General features: G+C 33.6%; 18 protein-coding genes and 2 pseudogenes. 11 read left to right on the forward strand and 9 right to left on the reverse strand.

The genetic code is table 11. From position 1 onward, the window contains the following. Positions 1–154 precede the first annotated feature (154 nt). From P8625_RS11265 to P8625_RS11285, 5 genes are all read left to right on the forward strand, one after another. Positions 155–832 carry a succinate dehydrogenase cytochrome b subunit gene (locus P8625_RS11265; protein ID WP_279650559.1) on the forward strand — a complete coding sequence of 226 codons (678 nt, stop codon included), beginning with the start codon at positions 155–157 and terminating at the stop codon, positions 830–832. 15 nt (positions 833–847) lie between these two features. Further along, on the forward strand, positions 848–2,863 hold the full coding sequence (locus tag P8625_RS11270) for a fumarate reductase/succinate dehydrogenase flavoprotein subunit (protein ID WP_279650560.1): 2,016 nt from the start codon (positions 848–850) through the stop codon (positions 2,861–2,863). A 16-nt stretch (positions 2,864–2,879) separates the two neighbouring features. Beyond that, on the forward strand, positions 2,880–3,626 hold the full coding sequence (locus tag P8625_RS11275; protein ID WP_279650561.1) for a succinate dehydrogenase/fumarate reductase iron-sulfur subunit: 747 nt from the start codon (positions 2,880–2,882) through the stop codon (positions 3,624–3,626). A 721-nt stretch (positions 3,627–4,347) separates the two neighbouring features. Further along, entirely contained in the window at positions 4,348–5,559 is a 1,212-nt protein-coding gene (locus P8625_RS11280) for a tetratricopeptide repeat protein (RefSeq protein ID WP_279650562.1), read from the forward strand. A gap of 87 nt (positions 5,560–5,646) precedes the next feature. Continuing rightward, positions 5,647–5,910, forward strand: coding sequence for a helix-turn-helix domain-containing protein (locus tag P8625_RS11285; RefSeq protein ID WP_279652952.1), 264 nt, complete (start codon positions 5,647–5,649; stop codon positions 5,908–5,910). Positions 5,911–5,917: 7 nt separating this feature from the next. On the opposite strand, the gene P8625_RS11290 is transcribed toward P8625_RS11285, so the two are convergent. Next, positions 5,918–6,151: a hypothetical protein gene (locus P8625_RS11290; RefSeq protein WP_279650563.1), complete on the reverse strand. Its 234-nt coding sequence runs from the start codon at positions 6,149–6,151 to the stop codon at positions 5,918–5,920. A 243-nt stretch (positions 6,152–6,394) separates the two neighbouring features. On the opposite strand from P8625_RS11290, the gene P8625_RS11295 reads away from it, so the two are divergent. Then, positions 6,395–6,889 carry a cysteine peptidase family C39 domain-containing protein gene (locus tag P8625_RS11295; protein WP_279650564.1) on the forward strand — a complete coding sequence of 165 codons (495 nt, stop codon included), beginning with the start codon at positions 6,395–6,397 and terminating at the stop codon, positions 6,887–6,889. 12 nt (positions 6,890–6,901) lie between these two features. On the opposite strand, the pseudogene P8625_RS11300 reads toward P8625_RS11295, so the two are convergent. The 3 genes and pseudogenes from P8625_RS11300 to P8625_RS11310 all read right to left on the reverse strand — a co-directional run bounded on the left by P8625_RS11300 (position 6,902) and on the right by P8625_RS11310 (position 8,889). After that, positions 6,902–7,778: pseudogene (locus tag P8625_RS11300) on the reverse strand (IS982 family transposase). Between the two features lie 358 nt (positions 7,779–8,136). Further along, a complete protein-coding gene (locus P8625_RS11305; protein ID WP_279650565.1) occupies positions 8,137–8,574 on the reverse strand; it encodes a hypothetical protein in 438 nt (145 codons plus the stop codon). Between the two features lie 108 nt (positions 8,575–8,682). After that, on the reverse strand, positions 8,683–8,889 hold the full coding sequence (locus P8625_RS11310) for a YrhB domain-containing protein (protein ID WP_279650566.1): 207 nt from the start codon (positions 8,887–8,889) through the stop codon (positions 8,683–8,685). 64 nt (positions 8,890–8,953) lie between these two features. On the opposite strand from P8625_RS11310, the pseudogene P8625_RS11315 reads away from it, so the two are divergent. Next, positions 8,954–9,847: pseudogene (locus P8625_RS11315) on the forward strand (IS1595 family transposase). Positions 9,848–10,068: 221 nt separating this feature from the next. Here P8625_RS11315 and P8625_RS11320 read toward each other — a convergent pair. From P8625_RS11320 to P8625_RS11340, 5 genes are all read right to left on the reverse strand, one after another. Beyond that, entirely contained in the window at positions 10,069–11,004 is a 936-nt protein-coding gene (locus tag P8625_RS11320; protein ID WP_279650567.1) for an ABC transporter ATP-binding protein, read from the reverse strand. 63 nt (positions 11,005–11,067) lie between these two features. Then, positions 11,068–11,940, reverse strand: coding sequence for a 30S ribosomal protein S6--L-glutamate ligase (rimK, locus tag P8625_RS11325; protein WP_279650568.1), 873 nt, complete (start codon positions 11,938–11,940; stop codon positions 11,068–11,070). After that, positions 11,937–12,356 carry an ATP-dependent zinc protease family protein gene (locus tag P8625_RS11330; RefSeq protein WP_279650569.1) on the reverse strand — a complete coding sequence of 140 codons (420 nt, stop codon included), beginning with the start codon at positions 12,354–12,356 and terminating at the stop codon, positions 11,937–11,939. The genes rimK and P8625_RS11330 overlap by 4 nt, the downstream gene beginning before the upstream one ends. Positions 12,357–12,477: 121 nt before the next feature. Next, positions 12,478–14,580 carry a M13 family metallopeptidase gene (locus P8625_RS11335; RefSeq protein ID WP_279650570.1) on the reverse strand — a complete coding sequence of 701 codons (2,103 nt, stop codon included), beginning with the start codon at positions 14,578–14,580 and terminating at the stop codon, positions 12,478–12,480. 113 nt (positions 14,581–14,693) lie between these two features. Continuing rightward, the gene (locus P8625_RS11340) at positions 14,694–16,853 is read right to left on the reverse strand and encodes a prolyl oligopeptidase family serine peptidase (RefSeq protein ID WP_279650571.1); all 2,160 of its coding nucleotides are present in this window, start codon (positions 16,851–16,853) and stop codon (positions 14,694–14,696) included. Positions 16,854–16,993: 140 nt separating this feature from the next. Here P8625_RS11340 and trxA point away from each other — a divergent pair, with 140 nt between their 5' ends. From trxA to P8625_RS11360, 4 genes are all read left to right on the forward strand, one after another. Continuing rightward, a complete protein-coding gene (trxA, locus tag P8625_RS11345) occupies positions 16,994–17,353 on the forward strand; it encodes a thioredoxin (RefSeq protein ID WP_279650572.1) in 360 nt (119 codons plus the stop codon). A gap of 304 nt (positions 17,354–17,657) precedes the next feature. Beyond that, the gene (locus tag P8625_RS11350) at positions 17,658–18,629 is read left to right on the forward strand and encodes a ribonucleotide-diphosphate reductase subunit beta (protein WP_279650573.1); all 972 of its coding nucleotides are present in this window, start codon (positions 17,658–17,660) and stop codon (positions 18,627–18,629) included. Positions 18,630–18,819: 190 nt separating this feature from the next. After that, a complete protein-coding gene (locus P8625_RS11355; RefSeq protein ID WP_279650574.1) occupies positions 18,820–21,204 on the forward strand; it encodes a ribonucleoside-diphosphate reductase subunit alpha in 2,385 nt (794 codons plus the stop codon). Between the two features lie 126 nt (positions 21,205–21,330). Beyond that, a complete protein-coding gene (locus P8625_RS11360) occupies positions 21,331–22,668 on the forward strand; it encodes a deoxyguanosinetriphosphate triphosphohydrolase (RefSeq protein ID WP_279652953.1) in 1,338 nt (445 codons plus the stop codon). Positions 22,669–22,980 lie beyond the last annotated feature (312 nt).

Genomic DNA, 22,980 nt, shown 5'->3' on the forward strand with positions numbered 1-22,980 from the left:
AAACAGCATTTTGTATAGTTTTACCTACTAGAAAAAGGCTTTTCTGCTCTTTATTTAAACCCATTCTAAATATTTAAGAAAACAATTCGTAAAGTTTGTTCAAGTACTGTGTTACTCTTAAATTTGTGGTACTATTTAATCAACAAACAAAATAATGAGCGGATTACTAAAATCTTCTATCGGAAGAAAGTTTGCCATGGCACTTTCGGCATTCTTCCTGATGTTTTTCTTATTACAACATTTTGCTATTAACCTTACTTCGATTTTTCCAGATAACGGAGCTACATTTAACAAAGTGTCGCACTTTATGGGAACAAATCCATTAATTCAATATGTAATGCAACCCATATTAATTTTTGGGGTAGTGTTTCACTTTGTAATGGGATTCGTCTTAGAAATTAAAAACAACAGTGCACGTAAAGTTAGTTATGCTAAAAATAATGGAGCTGCAAACTCTACTTGGATGAGTAGAAACATGATTTGGACCGGAGCTGCTATTTTAGCATTTATTGTATTACACTTTATTGATTTTTGGTTTCCAGAAATCAATACCAAATTTATTCAAGGAGATTGGAGTGGGTTACACGATGGTGAGTTTAGATACTTCCATGAGTTGCAACACAAGTTCTTAAGCCCCGTTAGAGTTGGTGCTTACGTAATTGCTTTTGTGTTCTTAGCATTGCATTTACTACACGGATTTGATTCTGCTTTCCAATCAGTAGGAGCAAATAATAGATATACTAAAGGATTGAAAACTTTTGGTAAGCTTTACGCAATCTTAATTCCGTTAGGATTCGTAATTATTGCATTATTTCATCATTTCAATCATTAATACGCAACAACAAGTATGGCAACTTTAGATTCAAAAATTCCAAAAGGTCCGTTAAAAGATAAATGGACAACTTATAAAGATAAAATTGACTTGGTTAACCCTGCTAACAAGCGTTTAATTGACGTAATTGTAGTGGGTACTGGTTTGGCAGGTGGTTCTGCCTCTGCAACGTTAGCAGAATTAGGATACAACGTAAAAGCCTTTGCTTACCAAGATTCACCTCGTCGTGCGCACTCTATTGCAGCACAAGGAGGTATTAACGCAGCAAAGAACTACCAAGGAGATGGTGACTCTTTTTACCGTTTATTTTACGATACTGTAAAAGGGGGAGATTACCGTTCTCGTGAGGCAAACGTGTATCGTTTGGCAGAAGTTTCTTCTAATATTATCGACCAATGTGTTGCGCAAGGAGTTCCTTTTGCTCGTGATTATGGTGGGCAGTTAGATAACCGTTCGTTTGGTGGGGTACTTGTATCTCGTACATTCTATGCGAAAGGTCAAACAGGGCAACAGTTATTGTTAGGAGCTTATTCAGCAATGAACCGTCAAATAGCTCGTGGTAAAATTGAAATGTTCAATCGCCATGAAATGTTAGACGTAGTTATTGTCGATGGAAAAGCACGTGGTATTATTGCCCGTGATATGGTTACTGGAGAGATTGAACGTCATTCAGCACATGCTGTAGTCATAGCATCTGGGGGGTATGGAAATGTATATTTCTTATCAACAAATGCTATGGGTTCTAATGTAACCGCTGCTTGGAAAATTCATAAAAAAGGAGCGTTTTTCGCAAATCCTTGTTACACACAAATTCATCCTACTTGTATACCTCGTTCAGGTGATTATCAATCTAAACTAACCTTAATGTCTGAATCGTTACGTAACGATGGTCGTATTTGGGTTCCGAAGAAAATGGAAGATGTGCTGGCAATTAGAGAGGGTAAATTAAAACCAACTCAAATTGCTGAAGAAGATAGAGATTATTACTTAGAAAGAAGGTATCCTGCCTTTGGTAACTTAGTACCTCGTGATGTAGCTTCTCGTGCTGCTAAAGAGCGTTGTGATGCTGGTTTTGGTGTAAACGCTACAGGTGAAGCCGTGTATTTAGATTTTGCTGCATCCATCGAACGTTATGGAAAAGAGCAAGCAACAATTAAAGGCTTAGATGTAAATGATACTAGTTTAGTAAAAAAATTAGGAAAGGAAGTTATTAAGAACAAATACGGAAACTTATTCCAGATGTACGAGAAGATTGTGGATGAAAACCCGTATGAAACGCCTATGATGATTTACCCAGCAGTACATTATACTATGGGAGGTGTATGGGTAGACTATAACTTAATGACTACAGTACCTGGGCTGTATGCTATTGGAGAAGCTAATTTCTCTGACCACGGAGCGAACCGTTTAGGGGCTTCTGCATTAATGCAAGGTTTAGCAGACGGGTATTTTGTATTACCCTATACCATTGGTGACTATTTAGCTGATGATATTCGTACAGGCAAGATTCCGACAAATACCCCTGAGTTTGATGAAGCCGAAAAAGAAGTAAAAGATCGCATTGATTTCTTTGTTAACAATAAAGGAACGCATTCGGTAGATTACTACCATAAGAAATTAGGAAATATCATGTGGAACAAATGTGGTATGTCTCGTAACGAACAAGGCTTAAAAGAAGCCATGGCTGAAATTAAAGAATTACGAGAAGATTTCTGGAAAAATGTTACGGTACCTGGCGGTGCTAATGAAATGAACCCAGAGTTAGAAAAAGCAGGTAGAGTTGCCGATTTCTTAGAATTAGGAGAATTATTTGCAAAAGATGCTCTAAACAGAACAGAATCTTGTGGAGGACATTTTAGAGAAGAATCTGTTGAATTAGACGGACCTCAAAAAGGAGAAGCAAAAAGAGATGATGAAAACTTTGCTTACGTAGCTGCTTGGGAATACAAAGGTGAACCAGGCGATGCGGTTTTACACAAAGAAGAATTAGAGTTTAACGATATTGAATTGAAACAACGTTCATACAAATAAGAAGAGGATTATGAATATGAATTTAACACTGAAAATTTGGCGTCAAAAAAACGCAAGTGATAAAGGAAAAATGGTCGAATACAAAGTGACCGATATTTCTGAACATATGTCTTTCTTAGAAATGATGGACGTACTAAATGAACAACTAGTAAATAAAGGTGAAGAACCCGTAGCATTCGACCACGATTGTCGTGAAGGAATTTGCGGTATGTGTTCTATGTATATTAATGGTGAAGCACACGGGCCCGATCGTGGTATCACAACTTGTCAATTACATATGCGCATGTTTAACGATGGTGATACCATTACGATTGAGCCATTTAGAGCTGCTGCCTTTCCAGTAATTAAAGATTTAGTTGTTGATAGAAGTTCTTTTGAAAGAATTCAACAAGCAGGGGGGTACATTTCAGTAAATACTTCTGGAAACACCACAGATGCGAATGCCATTTTAATTCCTAAAGAAAATGCAGATAAAGCTATGGATGCGGCAACTTGTATTGGTTGTGGTGCTTGTGTTGCTACTTGTAAAAACTCATCTGCAATGTTATTTGTAGGAGCAAAAGTATCTCAATATGCTTTATTACCTCAAGGACGATTAGAGGCTACAGAGCGTGTTAAAAACATGGTTGCGCAAATGGATTTAGAAGGTTTTGGTAACTGTACCAATACAGGAGCTTGTGAGGTTGAATGTCCGAAAGGAATCTCTTTAGAAAACATTGCTCGTATGAACTCTGAGTTTTTAAAAGCAAGTTTTAAAGGATAAAAATAAAGTCTTATACATATTAAAAAAAACCGAAGTCTTAAGCTTCGGTTTTTATTTTTACCTCTCATGCTCAATCATACTACACTTATGCCTTTTAATACAAAAGATGGTAGCAGGTTAATTATATTTGTTGCATATGATAATCTGTGGGGGACTATCGTAAATTAATCAAATCACCTTATAGGGTGAAATAAATAAGCCTAGGTTGTTTTAAAACTTAGGCTTTTCTTTTCTATTGCAAAAATAAACACGTAAAAAACATCCTGAGACAGTACCCTAAAAAACACAGCTTTTGCAATGGTCTTAGTCCATAAGCACCTGCTTGGGTGATTGCTGTTTAAACCTTACTTACCAATTCTAATCTCTAATTCTTTTTCAGGAGGTGTTTTACAGTTCAATGTTGAGTGCTATTACATTAGTAAAGGAAGGTTAGACTTTAAGTAGACTAAAGTCTTGGTTTTTAGCTAAAATTATCTGCGATAAGTTTATGGAAAACCCATTGAAAAGTATGTAATAAGTCTTCTTTTAAATATTTTATATCTTTGATGTAATTATACTCTAACTTCAAAAAGTATATGTCAAAATATTTCTACTTCTTTTTTTATCTTCTTTTTTATAAAGATTCCTTGTTATAACCAAAACCTTAACAAGGCTGAATTAGAAGAGTATAAAAAAATTTTACGCAAATCGAAAAATTGGAGTTGATAGTTCATTGTACTACATGCACAGACTGGTAAATACGGATGCAGTAGCATATAAAACGTTTGCCTACACAGCGATAGAGTATTTAAAAACGAGAGAAAAACAACCTGTAGATATTGCTTTTTTTAAAGATAGTATTACAAAATACCTTCCTAAGATAGGTAAAACACCAGAAAACGATACTATTTTATTTGATATCCATATTATTTTAGGAAATACAAATAAAAGAAGAGGTTTAATGAAATCGGCCCTACTTCATTACATTAAGGCAGAAAATTATGCTATTAAGGCAAAAGACATTGAACGGATTATCAAGATAAAAGGAAATATAGCATTAATTTATCAAGACATAAATGAGTTAAATGAAGCTATATATAAAATGAAACAAAAAGATTCTATTCTTGAAGAAAATAAAGAACGACTAGGAGCCAAATATTTAATTCATAAAAATAAAACTTCTTTAAATATTGGTGCTATTTATGCTACATTATATAAGAGTGATACTGGAAAATATAATTATGCAGACTCATCTATGTATTACTATAACTCAGTACTTAATAATAATAAGTATAAAGAGAATTCATATAATTTAGGTAGAGTTTATTACAGCTTAGGAACCCTATATAGTTTGAAAAAAGACTATACTAAAGGAAATCTTTTTCTTGAAAAAAGTTTAAAAATTTTCGAAGAAAACAAGCTGCAATCTCATTTATACAAAGGGTATTACAACATAGGGGTAAACTACTATATGGTAAATGATTTTAAAAATGCAAAAAATAGTTTTTTAGAAGCCCTTAACATAAAAAATGATACTCTTTTAGATTATAACTATATAAACATACATAATTTCTTAGCTAAAATTTATTCTAATGAAAAAAAGAGTGATTCGGCAGCATATTATTTGAATGTTTTTTTAAACGCATATAATAGAATATCTGAAAGAGAAAGACAAGAATTTAAGGATATTTACAAAATTGATAAAGAAGTTGATTTTAACAAGAAAATCAACACGTTAAACACCAATATTAGTAAAAAATCTTATTATTATAACATTGCGGTTATTAGTCTAATTATAAGTCTTATACTTATAATTTTCTTAGTTGTAAAAAACAAAAATGAAAAAAAGAAAGCAAAAAAGAGACTGGAAGAGCTACTGATTAAAGTTTCTAAAAAAGAAAAAGATTTTTCAACTATTAGTATGAACACTATTAAAATTAGAACTGAAAAGTAAGAACAGATTGTAAAAGGGTTATTAAAAATTGAAGAAAATTTAGACTTTCTAAAAGACGATTTCAATTTATATAATGTAGCTAAAAAGATAGGAACCAATACTACTTACCTATCAAAAGGAATAAAGGAGTGGAAGCAAATGAGCTTTAGTGAATATACAAATGAACTTAGAATAAATTATATTATTAGTAGGTTAAGTGAAGAAAGAAAAATAAGAGCATATACCACACAGGCAATAGGTGAAATAGGAGGATACAAAAATGCAAAATCGTTTATTCGTATTTTTAAAAACTATACAGGAATAACTCCTTACCAATTTATAGAAAAAATTAGTAAGGAGAATAGTATTTAAAGGTTAACTAAAACTTAACAACTGGAAGATGAAGAGGTAAATCAATATCAATACACTGTTCTAGCCAATTTCGTAACTTTTCTTTAGAATACTCACCAGAGTTAAAAGGTTGTAGTTTTTTACAATTTTCCTCTCCATCTGTATCATGTTTACCAACTACTCCTCCTCCTTTAGCCATAACATTTAGTTGTTCTACTTTTGTCATCTCCATATATCTCAATGCTTCAATTGATTGTTTCATAATTTTATAGTTTTAATAAAGTTAATGTTTGGCTAAATTATATCTTTTAATGAAAAGATTACTTTAGGGTTATTTTAAAACCGTTAACAATAATTATAAAATTCTATAAGTCAATTTGTTAACTATTCAATTAAAGGGTCGCAATTTTAAAATTACGCCCCCCTCGATTTATAAACGGCAACCTCATTCCCTTTTTTTATTGCTTTTTATATTGAAGATTTGTGCTTCTAATTTACCTTAATTTTGAAACAAGCATTAAACAATTCAGTACAAAGACTACTTAAAAACAACAGCATCTCTTTTGATAAAGAAGAGCTGGATTTTCAAATTCAAAGCCATCCTTCATATCCTAGTTTACATGCTATCACAGGCGTGCTAGATTACTTTAATATCGAAAATATTGCTGCAGATGTACCCGTAAACAACTCTACTCTTATACAATTACCAGATTGTTTTCTAGCTCAAATAAATACAGATAAAGGGAAAGATTTAGTGGTTGTTCAAAGAAGTAAGCTAGCCTATTTCGTTTACGACGCTAACCATAAAAAAGAAAAATACTCTGAAGAGAAATTTTTAGAAATATTCACGGGTATTATCGTCGCTGTTGAAAAAGATGAAGAAAAAATAGTAATTGAAAGAAAATCAAATTTTATCAAACCCATAATTTTTAGTCTATTGATTGGGTTAATGGGGATTGTATTATATCAAAACACGATACATTTATATACATTAACGTGAGTTCGGGATAGTTTATCCTATTCTTTGTAAGTTATCGATATTGATATTAGGTTTAGTTGGATAAAACGAATAAGCGATTAACCCTGCGAATAAATTTAAGATAAAATTATCGAAGCTTCTGTGTCTTGTATGCTCTATTTGACATACGTTTTTCAAAATATCATTCACACTTTCAATAACAGCCCTTTTTCTAAGCATAATTTTATCATAGATATGCATAAGAGTATTTTTCATATTCTTTCTAATTTTTGTAACCAAATGTATTCCATCTACAAAAAGCTGTTCAAACAGTTCTTTACCTACATACCCCCTGTCGGCAAATATTTTTCCGAACACACGATTATGAAAGGCTTTATCTTTAAGTGGTTGCCTGTCATCTATATTACCTTGCGTAATTAAAAAGTCAACGATATCGCCCTTTTCATTGATAATAATATGAAGTTTAAAGCCAAAGAACCACCCCATGGTTCCTTTCCCTTTTTTTGCGGTGTTTTTAAAAACTTTGTTCTGCTTTTCTCTTTTATAATGACATACTTTAATAGTGGTAGAATCTAAAAAGGAGATCCCTGTACATTGACCTAAACAGTATTATAGGCACTGAACAACGTTTTTTCAATTCAACAAATCGGTTATAGGAAACTAAATCTGGAAATTCTTTTGACAAGTGTTTGCTAACATATTCGATATAAAAGTGTTTAAAACACCTAAAACCACTAAAATGGAAAAGCACCATAATTGTGATTATTTCACTTTGGGTGAGTTTAGGCTTTCTTCGTCTAACTATCTTTGAACAGGTTTCTAAAGCATTTTTATCAATAACTTGATTAATTTCGGTACAAAAATCATCAATTAAACAGAAAAATTCAGTAATTTTAAAATCAGAAATCATAGTGGAAAATTTAGTTATACAATTAAAAATCAGTACTTTAATTTACTAAATTTTTCGCTTTTTTTCGTGTAATTAAAAAACTTTTTTATCCCGAACTCACGTTTTTTAATATGTCCATACTTTGTAAACCCAAAGATTCTGCTAATTTGATTTTCCCTGTTCTTAAAAAATCTTCCAATACTTGGACTATATTTACACAATTCGTTTCTGAAACCTGTACTATTTCTCCATGTAAAACTTTATGGTTAAAATAAGGTAACGCTTCTTCAGGCTTAATTTTAGAAAGCTTTTTCAACCCTTCTTCAAATGCCTTTACCTTTACGGGGTCTATAGTTGCTTTAGATGAGAGGTGTATATCTCAAGCAATTCCATTAATTTTCTCATTTATTCTTTTTTTACCATATTCATCAAGTTCCCCTTTTTCAACCAAATTATCCAACGCTTTTGTAAATTTAGGGTTATCTACAATTTCTTTCGCTGTTTTAGCCAGTTTATCTTTTAAAAACACCGAAACCTCCCCTGCTAAATATGCCATTTCTAGGTAAAACAGGTATTTGGTAATGGTTTTACCTAGTTCGGTATCTTCAATGCCTGTAAGCTTAAACAAGATGTTTACCTTCCCTGCACTTGTTTCTATAAAACCTACTGCAGCTTTTGTCGCTGTAATGGCTGTAGTAAGCTGTTTGGTTTTGAAGAGTAAGGTTTTGCCATTTTTTAGTAAGCGTACCAAACGCCCTGATTTAAGAAGGTTTCCTACCCCTGAAAGTGTACTTACAATATCTACAGCATATTCCACTCCTTTTAATATATTTTGCCAAAACGTAGCAAACAAAAAAGCCGTTACCGAAATAACGACTTTTTACAAGTGTATGCTCACTTTTTGAATATGGGTTTTTAATATCTACTATAGATTTGCCTGATATTCTTTGATGTACTCTTCCAAAGGAAGTGCTGTACCAAACTCCACTATTTTTTCAGTTTCTTTTTCTACTAGAAAAGGAGCATTTCCTGCAAGAGCATATCTTATCTCCCCAGCTTCTATATGCTTTTTACTATTGTAAAAGAAAATGATACCATAATCAGTTTTTTCTACATTATCTGAAATTACCAAATTTAAATTTATAGAGGTCAGTAGATAAATACGTATATTAGATTTCAGGAAATATAAGGTTCTTATGAAAATATTTAAGGGTCAAAATCTTCTAGAGTTTGCTGAACGGTTTAAAACGGACTAAGATTGCAAAGAATATCTGGCTTATTTAAAAGCAAATACAGCCTACAGTTGTTTAAAATGTGGGCATAAAGCATGTCAAGTTCGCAAGGATTTTTCAAGGCAATGTAATATCTGTCATCATATAGAGTGAGCTACGGCAAACACGCTTTTCCACAAGGTCAAGTTTGGAGTCCGTAAAGCATTTTTTATCTGCTTTGAGATGGCGACAAGTACTAAGAGTCTTTCAGCTAGCTATATGGGCGTTCGCTATGGAGTTACAGAAAAGACAGCACGTTTGTTTATGCTTAAGGTACGAGAGGCCATGTCCTCTAGCGGAAACAACCCTATGGACGGCAATGTTCATGTTGACGAGTTCGTATTGGGAGGTCATGAACAAGGTAAAATAGGACGTAGTTACGATGCCAAGAAAAAGAAAGCGGTCACAGCCGTGCAACTAACAGATGATGGCAAGATAAAACGTATGTACACTATGCGCATTGAGGATTTTTCAGCAAGGTCACTACAGTATATTTTTGTAAACCATATTAACAGAGAAGCAACTGTTACAACGGACAAATGGAGAGGTTACAGACCCATTGCAAAGGCATATAATATTACACAAGTAGAAAGCAACAAGGGACTTAACTTCAAGGCTATCCATACAATGATACATCAACTAAAATCATGGATAAGAACAACTCATTCTTGGGTAAGTGATTTTAATGTTAATCGCTATTTCAATGAGTTTTGTTTTAGAATGAACCGTTCTCAAAGTAAGAACTCAATATTCAATAACTTAATAACCAGAATGGTCAATAGTGATAAAATTTATCTGTCCAAAATTATAAGTAACTAACTACTGACCTCTATAAAATTAAAAAAATTCTATAAAATAGGTAGGGTAAACAAAAAGATAACTGTTTATATAGTAAGGAAAGGTTGTTATAACCATTTAGAAAAAGAACCTATTAATACACTTTTATCTTTTGGTGTTTAGACGATGAGAGTGTATTTTTTTATAAATGTGTTTATTGTAATATAATTAAATAATAATAATTGAGATAGTTATTATTGGTTTTAAACAGTCTTTTTTAATTTAAAAGAGACTGTTTTTTTATACTCAATGTTTTCAAAATGATTTATAAAAACAGATCGATTATTGTAAGCAATTTCTAGTAACCAATACCCTCCTTTAAAATAAGATTTTAAAACAGTTCCTTTGAATTTTGATGGTTGCTGAGTAATCTCAAGCAAACTAGGGTATAGTAGTAATGTTTGTTCGTTAATCGTGAGTTCATTTACATCATCAAATAAAGAGGCAATATACTTCTGCTTCGGATTTTTATACAGGTTTGATGGACTGTTGTATGCAATGATTTGATGGTTACGAATTACCATCATCATATCAGCAAAAGAAAGCGCATCATTTCCGTCGTGTGTGGCAACTATACAAGCAATATTTTTCTTTTTTAAATAGGTAAATAAGCGTCTTCTTAATGCGTTTTTTTTAAAATTATCTATTTGACTAAACGGTTCGTCTAACAACAACAATTCAGGTTCTTTTGCCAGGGCTCTAGCAATCGCTACTCGTTGCTGTTGCCCCCCGCTTAAGTTTTTAACTTTCACATGAGCAAGTTCGGTCATTTCAATAACTTCAAGCAATTCTTGAGTTCTGTTTTCTGCTTCTTCTGGATAGAATCGCGACAAGAATTTTTTTATATTTTCACTTACCGAGGTAAATGGCATTAAGTCGAAGTCTTGAGCCACATATTTAAAAAACGCAACACCAGGAACGAGGTTGTGTTTTGGTCCTAAAATTTGCGTGTTGTTCCAATACAAATCACCACTATCAACATCGAGCAAACCGTACACTATTTTTAAAAGGGTAGATTTTCCGCAGCCACTTTCACCCATAATACAAAGGTGTTCGCCTTTTTGCATTGTAAACTGAATATTTTCTAGCGTTTTTTCTTTTGAAGGATAAGTGAATGAAATATTATTTACATGTAGCATAGCAACAAAAATAACTGTTTTGAGAGAAACAAAAAACCGATACTCAATGCATCGGTTTTGTTTTTAAGCACTTCTTTCTACATAACGTATAATACTTTTAGCCACATCTTTTCCTGTGGCTTTTTCTATTCCTTCTAAACCAGGAGAGGAATTTACTTCTAAAATTAACGGACCTCTGTCAGACTGTAACATATCTACCCCAGCAACACCCAGCTTCATTACCTTAACAGCTTTTAAAGCAGCATTTTCTTCTTCGTCTGTTAATTCTATAATTTCAGAAGTTCCTCCTCTATGGAGGTTTGATCTAAACTCTCCTTCTTTACCTTGGCGTTTCATAGCACCAACTACCACGCCATCTACTACAAAAACACGAATATCTGCGCCTTTGGCTTCTTTAATATATTCTTGAACAATTACACGGGCTTGTAAACCATTAAAAGCTTCTATTACAGATTCAGCAGCTTTTTTGGTTTCAGCTAAAACAACACCCAAGCCTTGTGTTCCTTCTAAAAGTTTCACAATCAGAGGCGCACCTCCTACTTTTTTAATAATTTCTGAAGTATCTTTTGAGTAGTTTGTAAAAACCGTTTTTGGCAACCCTAAATTTGCTCTTGAAAGCACTTGTAAGCTACTTAATTTATCTCTAGAACGAACCAAAGCTTGAGATTCTACGGCAGAAAACACTTTCATCATTTCAAATTGACGAACTACAGCGGTACCATAAAATGTAACAGAAGCACCTATTCGTGGAATGATGGCATCAACATCGGTTACAAGCTCATGATTATACACGATAGCAGGCCTCCTTTTTTCGATAATAAGATCGCATTTGGTATGATCTAATACGAGCATTTCATGCCCTCTTTTTTTTCCTGCTTCAACTAAGCGCTTGGTTGAGTATAATTTTGAGTTTCTAGAAAGAATAACGATTTTCATTTTTTTATTTCTTTTGAAGCGATGTTTTTCTGTGAAACATCAACTATAAATTTTTTGTTTAAAAATTTTCTGCCAATCAAAACAGGATAATTCATTTTACCTCTATCTGATAAAGATAGCTTTATTTTATATTTTTTATCGTAAAAAACAGCTGAGGTAGAGACAACATATCGTTTTTGTTTTTTACCATTAGAGCTTCGTATTTTTTTTACCTCATAATTGGTTGTTTGTAGCAATTTGTTATTGTATTTTTCTGTTTTTGGACATAAGAGTATAAAGCTCAGCAGCCCATCATTTTCTTCAATATGTTTACAATGTATTGCAGAAGTATATGCACCTGTATCTATTTTAGCAGGTAAATCTTCAATATCCCATCTTAAAAAGGATATTTTTTCAACTCTTCCAATTAATTTCATTTTATTTTAAAAGTTAAGGAGAGCGAATTACTTACTATTTTTTGAAATATACAATACCTGTTTTAAAAATAAAAAACCAGCGTATATACGCTGGTTTAAAGGTACTTATTTTTATTATAACTTACCAAATTCTAACGCGGTCTTCTGGTTTTAGGTACATTTCATCACCTTCTTTAACCTCAAAAGCTTCATAAAAAGCGTCTACATTTTTAAGTGGCATATAAGCTCTGTACATTCCAGGAGCGTGTGTATCTGTCATAATACGGTTTTTTAATGCTTCATCGCGCATTTTTGTTCTCCATATAGTTCCCCAAGAAAGGAAGAAACGTTGTTCTGGTGTATATCCGTCAATTTTTTCAGGACGACCATTTTTTTCTAAGAAAATTTGCAATCCTTCATAAGCAGCTTGCACACCTCCTAAATCACCAATGTTTTCTCCTAGCGTATATTCTCCATTTAAGTGCATACTATCGATAGCAACAATATCACTGTATTGTTTTATTAATTTAGCACCTGCTTCTTTAAATTTTTCTGAATCTTCTTCAGTCCACCAGTTTTTTAAGTTTCCATCACCGTCGAAACGAGATCCAGAATCGTCAAAACTGTGTGAAATTTCATGCCCTATAACGGCACCAATTCCTCCATAATTTACAGCTTCATCGGCTTTGTAATTATAAAAAGGAGGTTGTAAAATAGCTGCTGGGAATACGATTTCGTTGTTTACAGGATTAAAGTAAGCGTTTACTGTTTGAGGAGACATTCCCCACTCAGTTCTATCTACCTCTTTACCTAATTTAGCTATGTTTTTTTCAAAGTTCCATTTACTAACATTTACAGCATTGTCAAAATACGTACCACCCTCATCTAATCCTTTTACAAGTAAAGTTGAGTAGTCTTTCCATTTATCAGGATACGCAATTTTAACCGTAAGTTTATGTAATTTTTCCAACGCTTTTTCTTTAGTTTCAGGACTCATCCAAGGTAATTGTGCAATACGTTTTTCAAAACCTAACATAACGTTATCAATCATCTCCTTAGCTTTTTGTTTTGCTTCTGGCGGAAATTTTTCATCTACATATAACTTACCTAAAGCTTCACCAATAGCTCCATTTAAGTTTGCCAAAGCGCGCTCGTCTCTTGGGCGTTGTTGTTTAGCTCCGCGCATTTCTTTACTATAAAACTCCCAATTAGCTTTTTCTAAATCGGTTGATAATAAACCTAATGAGTTGTTAATAGCATTCCAACGTAATGACAATTTAACCGTTTCAATAGGGCTATTTTTAAGGATGTCATTCATTGCTTTGAAATACCCTGGGTCTGTAACAATAATCTTATCAAGACCTTTGGCATCATCTAGTCCTTCAAGATCAACACCAATTCCTTTTAAATGAGCTTCCCAATCAATTATAGGAGCTAGTTCAGTTAATTCAGCAAGAGTCATTGGGTTGTAAATTTTACGAGTATCTCTACGCTCTTCTTTGGTCATTCTAGGCTCAGCTAAACTCTTTTCAAAAGCAACAATAGTGGCTGCATTTTCTTTGGCGGTTGCTTCATCATCACCAAACTCTTGTAACATTTTAGCTACAAACACCTCGTATTTTTCAAGTTTGTCTTTCACTTTTTCATCGACGTAGTAATCTCTTGATAAACCAAGTCCGCCAGCTCCCATATAACCAGTATTCATACTACTATTTTTAAGGTCGTTGTAGACGCCAAAACCATAAAAACCAGCACCACCATAAGGAGCCATGTTGGTAATAAATGTTTGTACGTCGTTTAAATCTTTAATTTCTTCTATTTTTTGAAGAAAAGGTTGAACAGGTGCATTACCCGTTTTGTTTCTAGCTACAGTATCCATAATGGTTTCGTAGTAGTTTACCGCTTTTTCTTGGTCAGAATCTATTTCGTTTCCTTCGGCATCTTTTATTTTTGGGAAGTTTCCTTCTTCGATAGCTTTGTTTAAAATAGTCAACACGTCTTTTGTGGTCGTTTTTCTCAATTCATTAAATCCTCCCCAAGACGTTTCATCGGCAGGAATTTCAGTATTATCAACCCAAGAACCGTTAACATACCTAAAGAAGTCATCGGTAGGTTTTACTGAAGTATCCATGTTTTCTAAAACAATTGCCTGTACTTTTTCTTCAGGCTTTTTATCTGTTTTACATGCGATAACCCCCAAAGAGGCAACTGCAGTAGTAAACAACATTTTGTGAATGGTTTTCATTTTATTATTTTTTAAATGAATGTTAGTTTTTAACACACTACCTCGAGGGTTTTACCTCGAGGTAGTTTATATTACTTTAATAAGAGCCTGTTTTTACAGAAATGTTACAGTTTTTAACTCTTAATTTTAGATTTTGTTGAGTTTGGTAATGCTTCAAATCCCATATTAAATAGGGTGAATCCAAAAATATCAGCGTACTGCTCAATAGTTTTTGCTACAGGAGTTCCTGCTCCGTGACCAGCATTGGTTTCGATTCTAATTAATACAGGATTGTTTCCTTGTTGCTTTTCCTGTAATTCGGCAGCAAATTTAAAACTGTGTGCAGGCACTACACGGTCGTCATGATCTCCTGTGGTAACCATAGTTGCAGGGTATTGCACTCCTTCTTTTACGTTGTGAACAGGAGAATACCCTTTAAGATATTCAAACATTTCTTTACTTTGCTCAGAAGTTCCGTAGTCATAAGCCCAACCAGCTCCAGCTGTAAATGTGTGGTAACGTAACATATCTAATACGCCAACAGCAGGCAACGCTACTTTCATTAAGTCAGGACGCTGCGTCATGGTTGCACCAACTAATAAACCACCATTTGATCCTCCTCTAATGGCTAAATAATCAGATGACGTATAATTCTCTTTAATTAGATATTCAGCAGCAGCAATAAAGTCGTCGAATACATTTTGTTTCTTTAACTGTGTTCCTGCATCGTGCCATTTTTTACCATATTCACCACCCCCACGTAAGTTAGGTACTGCATACACGCCTCCTTGTTCCATCCAAACAGCATTAGCAATGCTAAAACTAGGCGTTAAGCTGATGTTGAACCCACCATAACCATATAAAATAGTTGGATTTTTACCGTTTAATTCTAATCCTTTTTTATAGGTAATAATCATAGGAACTTTGGTTCCGTCTTTTGAAGTATAAAATACTTGCTTGCTTTCATAAGCCTCTGAATTGAAAGAAATAGCTGGTTTCCAGTATAATTCATAGGTTCCATCTTTCGGATTAAATTTATATGAAGAACCAGGCGTGTTGTAGTTTGTAAAAGAAAAGTACAACTCTTTTGCCTCGGTTTTTCCTCCAAAACCACCAGCAGAGCCTACTCCTGGTAATTTTACTTCACGGATTAATTTTCCGTCAAAATCGTATTGTAATATTTTTGAAACGGCATCAACCATATATTCTGCAAAGAAATACCCTGCGCCTGTTGATGGAGATAATACATTTTCTGTTTCAGGAATAAAATCTACCCAGTTTTCTGGAGTTGGATTCGCCGCATCTACAGTAACTATTTTTTTGTTCGGTGCATTTAAGTTCGTTACTAAATACAGTTTACTTCCTCTATTATCAATTACATAGGTATCGCTATCAAAGTTATCAATAACAGGGGTTAATTTACTGTTTGGGTTGGTTATATCTTTAATAAACAATTTGTTTCCTGAAGTTGAGGTGGAAGCAGATACTATTAAATAGTTGTTATCCTCTGTTAAATATCCACGAACATAACGATGTTTTTCTTCTGGCGTAGCTCCAAAAATAACGTTGTCAGCACTTTGAGGAGTTCCTAATTTATGAAAGTATAATTTGTGTTGGTCTGTTTTCGCCGACAATTCACTTCCTTTAGGCTTATCGTAACTAGAGTAGTAAAAACCTTCGTTTCCTTTCCAAGAAATTCCAGAAAACTTTACGTCTACTAGCGTATCTCCTTTAATTTCTTTCGTTTCAGCATCCATTACAATCACCTTTCTCCAATCGCTTCCTCCTTCAGAAATAGCATAGGCTACAGTTTTTCCATCTTTAGTAAAATTTACAGAACCTAATGAGGTCGTTCCATCTTCGGCAAAGGTATTAGGATCTAAAAAAACTTCTTCGTTACCTTCTTTATCTTTTCTGTATAAAACATACTGGTTTTGTAATCCGTTATTTTTATAAAAATAAGTATAATCACCTTCTTTAAATGGCGTTCCTATTTTTTCGTAGTTCCATAATTCTGATAAACGATTTTTTAATTGTTCACGGTAAGGAATTTTGTCTAAGTAATCGAAGGTAACTTCATTCTCTGCTTTTACCCACGCTTCGGTTTCGGTACTTCTATCATCTTCTAACCAACGATAATTGTCGGTTACTTTGGTGCCAAAATAATCATCTACAACAGGCTTTTTGGTTGTTTCTGGGTAATTCACACTAATATTTTTTTTAGGTTGTTGTTCTTCTTTACAAGAAACGAAGATCGTTCCTGCACAAATAATAGGAAGAAGTATTTTTCTCATGATTAAAAAATTGGTTAATTTTATCAAAGTTAGAAGAAAAACACCGATGATTAATTATTTTAAGACGATTTTAACAAAAACACGTTTGTAAAGCCATTGAAATAAAACGACTACATTTATACAATTAAATATATGTAAACATGACAGAGAATCTAAATAAAGAAGCTTTTTTAAAAAAAGTGTTCAATTATGAAGAACATAAAGAATGGAAGTTTGAAGGAGAGCTACCGGCTGTAATTGATTTTTATGCCGATTGGTGTGGCCCCTGTAAAATGCTTGCTCCTATTTTAGAAGAATTGAGTAATGAATATGAAGGAAAAGTAACGATTTATAAAATAGATACTGAAGCAGAGCAAGAATTAGCTGCAGCCTTCGGCATTAGAAGTATTCCATCTATGTTATTTTGCCCAGTTAACGAAGAACCTCAAATGGCTCATGGGGCATTGCCAAAAAAACAAATTGAACAAATTATTGAAGATGTTTTAAAGGTAAAAAAATAGTGTCTAAACCCAATAAATTGACTGTTAAAAAGTGACATAAAAAGTGTCACTTTTTTTATAAAAAGACACGAAACAAGAAACTCAGTGAATATCACTTGTCAAGCTATTTTCAGTTTTTTAAACTATTGATTTTAAATTTTTTACAAAAAGCCAAAATTTTTATAATCTCGACATAAAAAAGCAATTTGTTAAAAACTTCAAGGGATTTGTGAATAAGTATAGCTTTTAAAATTTAGCATTTTTTCCAATCTTTGTTTCACCCTCACGCAGGTACAAAAAGAACATTAAAAAGAGCTCAAAAAGCATGGCATCGATTGAACCAATTTTACAAGAAAACAAAGACAGATTTGTAATTTTTCCAATTCAACATAACGATTTATGGGAGTGGTATAAAAAACAGCAAGCTTGTTTTTGGACTGCAGAAGAAATTGATTTACATTCAGACTTAACAGACTGGAATTCTAAGCTAACAGATGATGAGCGTTATTTTATAAAACACATTTTAGCCTTTTTTGCGGCATCTGATGGAATTGTAAACGAAAATTTAGCAGAAAATTTTGTAAACGAAGTTCAGTATTCAGAAGCAAAATTCTTCTATGGATTTCAAATCATGATGGAAAATATCCATTCTGAAACGTATTCATTACTAATTGATACTTACATTAAAAATGAAGAAGAAAAAGACAAATTGTTTAGAGCCATTGAAGTTTTTCCTGCCATTAAAAAGAAGGCAGATTGGGCATTAAAATGGATTGAATCAGATTCGTTTGCCGAACGACTAATTGCTTTTGCTGCTGTAGAAGGAATTTTCTTCTCAGGGTCTTTCTGTTCTATTTTTTGGCTAAAAAAGAGAGGATTGCTACCAGGATTAACTTTTTCAAATGAGTTGATTTCTCGTGATGAAGGAATGCATTGTGATTTTGCAGTACACCTGCACAATAATCATTTAGTAAATAAAGTGCCTAAAGAAAGAATTAGAGAAATAATTATTTCAGCTTTAGATATTGAAAGAGAGTTTATTACAGAGTCATTACCTGTGAGTTTAATAGGTATGAATGCTACGTTAATGACACAATATTTAGAGTATGTTACCGACAGATTACTTTTAGAGTTTGAATGTGAAAAAGAATACGGGTCTACCAACCCATTTGATTTCATGGAAATGATCTCGTTAGAAGGAAAAACGAATTTCTTCGAAAAGAGAGTATCAGAATATCAAAAGGCTGGAGTAAAATCTGGAGGTACAGGAAGCATCAGCTTTGATGCAGATTTCTAGGACCTAATAAACTGCTATTCCCCTACATGCAGTAATTACTTTAAAACACCAAACAGTAAGTAAGAGTAGTGTTTTATTGTTATAATCTGTTTCAAAAAAAGAAACAACAAAATAAACAGTAACATTTTCATGTTGTCTAAGAAACAACTATGTTTCTACGACACCATTAACCAAAAAAATAAGATCAAATATGTATGTAGTAAAAAGAGACGGCAGAAAAGAGCCTGTGATGTTCGATAAAATCACAGCAAGGGTTAGAAAAATGTGTTATGGATTAAACAGCATTGTTGATCCAGTAAAAGTAGCTATGCGTGTTATTGAGGGATTGTACGATGGAGTAACTACGTCTGAATTAGATAATTTAGCCGCTGAGATTGCTGCAACCATGACAACAGCACACCCAGATTATGCGAAATTAGCCGCTCGAATTGCCGTATCAAACTTACATAAAAACACCAAAAAGTCGTTTTCGGAAACGATGACCGATTTATACGAGTACATCAACCCAAGAACCGAAAAAAAATCACCATTATTAGCAGATGATGTCTACAAGATTATTATGGATAATGCTGATAAGCTAGATTCAACCATTATCTATAGCCGTGATTTTAACTACGATTATTTTGGCTTTAAAACCTTAGAGCGCTCTTATTTATTAAAATTGAACGGAAATATTGTTGAGCGTCCGCAACAAATGTTAATGCGTGTTGCTATAGGAATTCATAAAGAAGATATCGACGAAGCCATTGCCACTTACGAGTTAATGAGTAAGAAATATTTTACTCATGCTACACCTACCTTGTTTAACTCAGGTACACCAAAACCACAAATGTCATCTTGTTTCTTATTACAAATGCAAGACGATAGTATTGATGGAATATACGATACCTTAAAGCAAACAGCAAAAATTTCACAATCGGCAGGAGGAATAGGGTTGTCTATTCATAACATCCGTGCTACAGGGAGTTATATTGCAGGAACGAACGGAACCTCTAACGGAATCGTACCGATGTTACGTGTGTTTAACGATACAGCACGTTACGTAGATCAAGGAGGAGGAAAACGTAAAGGCTCTTTTGCCATGTATTTAGAGCCTTGGCATGCCGATATTTACGACTTTTTAGATTTAAAGAAAAACCATGGTAAAGAAGAAATGCGTGCGCGTGATTTATTCTATGCTATGTGGATTTCTGACTTGTTTATGAAGCGCGTGCAAGAAGATGGAGATTGGACGTTGATGTGCCCGCACGAATGTCCTCACTTATACGACACCTATGGTGAAGAGTTTGAACGTTTGTATACAAGCTACGAGGCAGCGGGTAAAGGAAGAAAAACCATCAAAGCACGTGATTTATGGGAGAAAATCTTAGAATCGCAAATAGAAACAGGTACGCCATACATGTTGTATAAAGATGCAGCCAACCGCAAGTCAAATCAAAAGAACTTAGGTACGATTCGCTCTTCAAACTTATGTACAGAAATCATGGAATATACTGCTGAAGATGAAGTAGCCGTATGTAACTTAGCATCGATTGCAATACCCATGTTTGTAGCAGAAGACGAAAACGGAAATAAGTTTTTTGACCATAAAAAACTATTCAAAGTAACTAAAAAGGTAGTACGAAATTTAGATACAGTAATCGATCGTAACTATTACCCAATAAAAGAAGCAGAAAATTCAAACTTCCGTCATCGACCAGTAGGTTTAGGAATTCAAGGTCTAGCAGATGCTTTTATTATGTTGCGTTTACCATTTACTTCAGATGAAGCGAAGAAACTAAACCAAGAAATTTTTGAAACCCTATATTTTGCTGCGGTAACCTCATCAATGGAAGTTGCTAAAGCAAAAGGAGCCTACTCAACTTTTGAAGGGTCTCCAATGTCACAAGGAGAATTCCAACACAATATGTGGGGAATAAAAGATGAAGAATTAAGCGGACGATGGGACTGGGAAAAACTTCGTAAGAATGTTAAAAAACACGGTGTTCGAAACTCATTATTAGTAGCACCGATGCCTACAGCATCTACCTCTCAAATTTTAGGAAACAACGAAGCATTTGAACCTTATACCTCAAACATTTATACACGTAGAGTATTATCAGGAGAATTTATTGTTGTGAATAAACACCTACTAGAAGATTTGGTAGAATTAGGCTTGTGGGACAATAATATGAAAGAAGATATTATGCGTGCAAACGGATCTATTCAACATATTGAAGCCATTCCACAAGAGTTAAAAGATCTATACAAAACGGTATGGGAGATGAGTATGAAAGATATTATCGATATGGCACGCCATAGAGGTTACTTTATCGACCAATCTCAATCGCTAAACTTATTTATGAAAGATCCTGACTATGCGAAGTTAACCTCTATGCACTTCTATGCATGGAAATCTGGATTAAAAACAGGAATGTACTACTTACGAACAAAATCTGCCGTAAATGCCAAGCAATTTACACTAAACGTAGAAAAGAAAGAAGAAGACAAACCAATGAGCCCAGAAGAATTTAAGGCAATGGTTGACGCTTCTAAAAATGCAGGTCCAGACGATTGTTTAATGTGTGGATCTTAAAAATTAGTTTTAATTATTTATTATCTAAATGATTGCTGAGCATAGTCGAAGCAAAATTAAAAGTGATAAAGAGAAGTCGAAAGGCTTCTCTTTTTAGTATTTTCGACAAAATTTTATTAACGGATGATGAACTGGGAACAACTCCTTTCTTTAAAACGTTTTGGCGATACCCAAAAACGTTTACGTGCAGAACAAGACGAAACTCGCTTAGGTTTCGAGGTAGATTTTGATAGAATTATATTTTCGTCTGCTTTTCGTAGCCTACAAGACAAAACACAGGTAATTCCACTCTCAAAAACCGATTTCGTGCATACGCGTTTAACACACAGTTTAGAAGTATCTGTGGTAGGACGTACCTTGGGGCGTAGAGTAGGTAAAGAGCTGTTAGAGCGTCATCCAAACTTAAAGGAATTAGGATATACGTTTAACGATTTTGGAGCCATAGTAGCGGCTGCATCAGTAATGCACGATATTGGGAACCCACCGTTCGGCCACTCAGGAGAAAAAGCTATTGGAGAATACTTTAAAACAGGAAAAGGACACCAGTATAAAAATCAATTAACCGACTTAGAATACCAAGACTTAATAGATTTTGAAGGAAATGCAAATGGATTTAAAGTTCTTACAGAAAATAGAGAAGGAATTCAAGGAGGATTGCGTTTGTCGTATGCTACACTAGGAGCTTTTTTAAAGTACCCTAAAGAAAGTCTTCCAAAGAAACCAACCAACCACATAGTAGATAAGAAATACGGCTTTTTTCAGTCAGAAAAAGAAGCCTTTTTAGATGTAGTACAAGATTTAGGCTTATTAAAAAAGCAGGCTGAAGGAGTTTCTTACTACCGACATCCGTTAGCTTATTTGGTAGAAGCAGCAGACGATATTTGCTATACCATTATCGACTTTGAAGATGGTATTAATTTAGGACTAATAGAGGAAGATTATGCCTTGGAGTACATGATTAAACTGGTAAAAGATGTAATTGATAGTAAAAAATACCATTCATTACAACACACCAAAGATCGTGTAAGCTATTTACGAGCGTTGGCTATAGGAGTACTAATTAACGAAGCAGTAGCTATTTTTTTAGAAAATGAAGACGCTATTTTAGAAGGAAAATTCGATAAAGGATTGTTAGATAAGTGCAAGTATGAAGCACAAATTAACGATATTATAAAAATAAGTGTCGATAAAATTTATAGAAGTAAAGAAGTGGTTGAAAAAGAAGTTGCAGGTTATAAAATTATTGCAGATTTGTTAGATGTTTTTGTAAGCGCTTTGAACACTAAGTTTGAAGGGAGTCAATCTAATTACGACAAATTAGTATTAAACTTATTACCAGAAGAATATCAGCAAGAACAAGAAAAGTTGTATGACAGAATCATGCAGGTGTCGAGTTACATTGCAGGATTATCAGATGGGTATGCTATCCGTTTACACAGAAAACTCATGGGAAATATCACTTAGAAAATGTTAAAAAAACACACAACTTCCTAAAAAACAAGTCGTTTATTGTACCTTTAGATAAGGTAGTTAGGGTAAATCGTAAATTACCTGTTATAATATGTATCAATTACTTTTTAACATGAATAAAAAAATATTTTTTTTAGCGTTTTAATTATAGCTATTTGTGGTATTGTTCTCAAAGCTTATATAACTAACGGAACAAAAACCGATAGGTTACGAGAGCAGCACGCAAAATTTTTAAGAGAACACCCTTTTCAAAAAACAAGAAAACTTCCTAAAAAAGAAAGAAAAGCACAAGGGTTGCCGCCCAAT

It is taken from the genome of Tenacibaculum tangerinum (genome assembly GCF_029853675.1).
Classification (GTDB): domain Bacteria; phylum Bacteroidota; class Bacteroidia; order Flavobacteriales; family Flavobacteriaceae; genus Polaribacter; species Polaribacter tangerinum_A.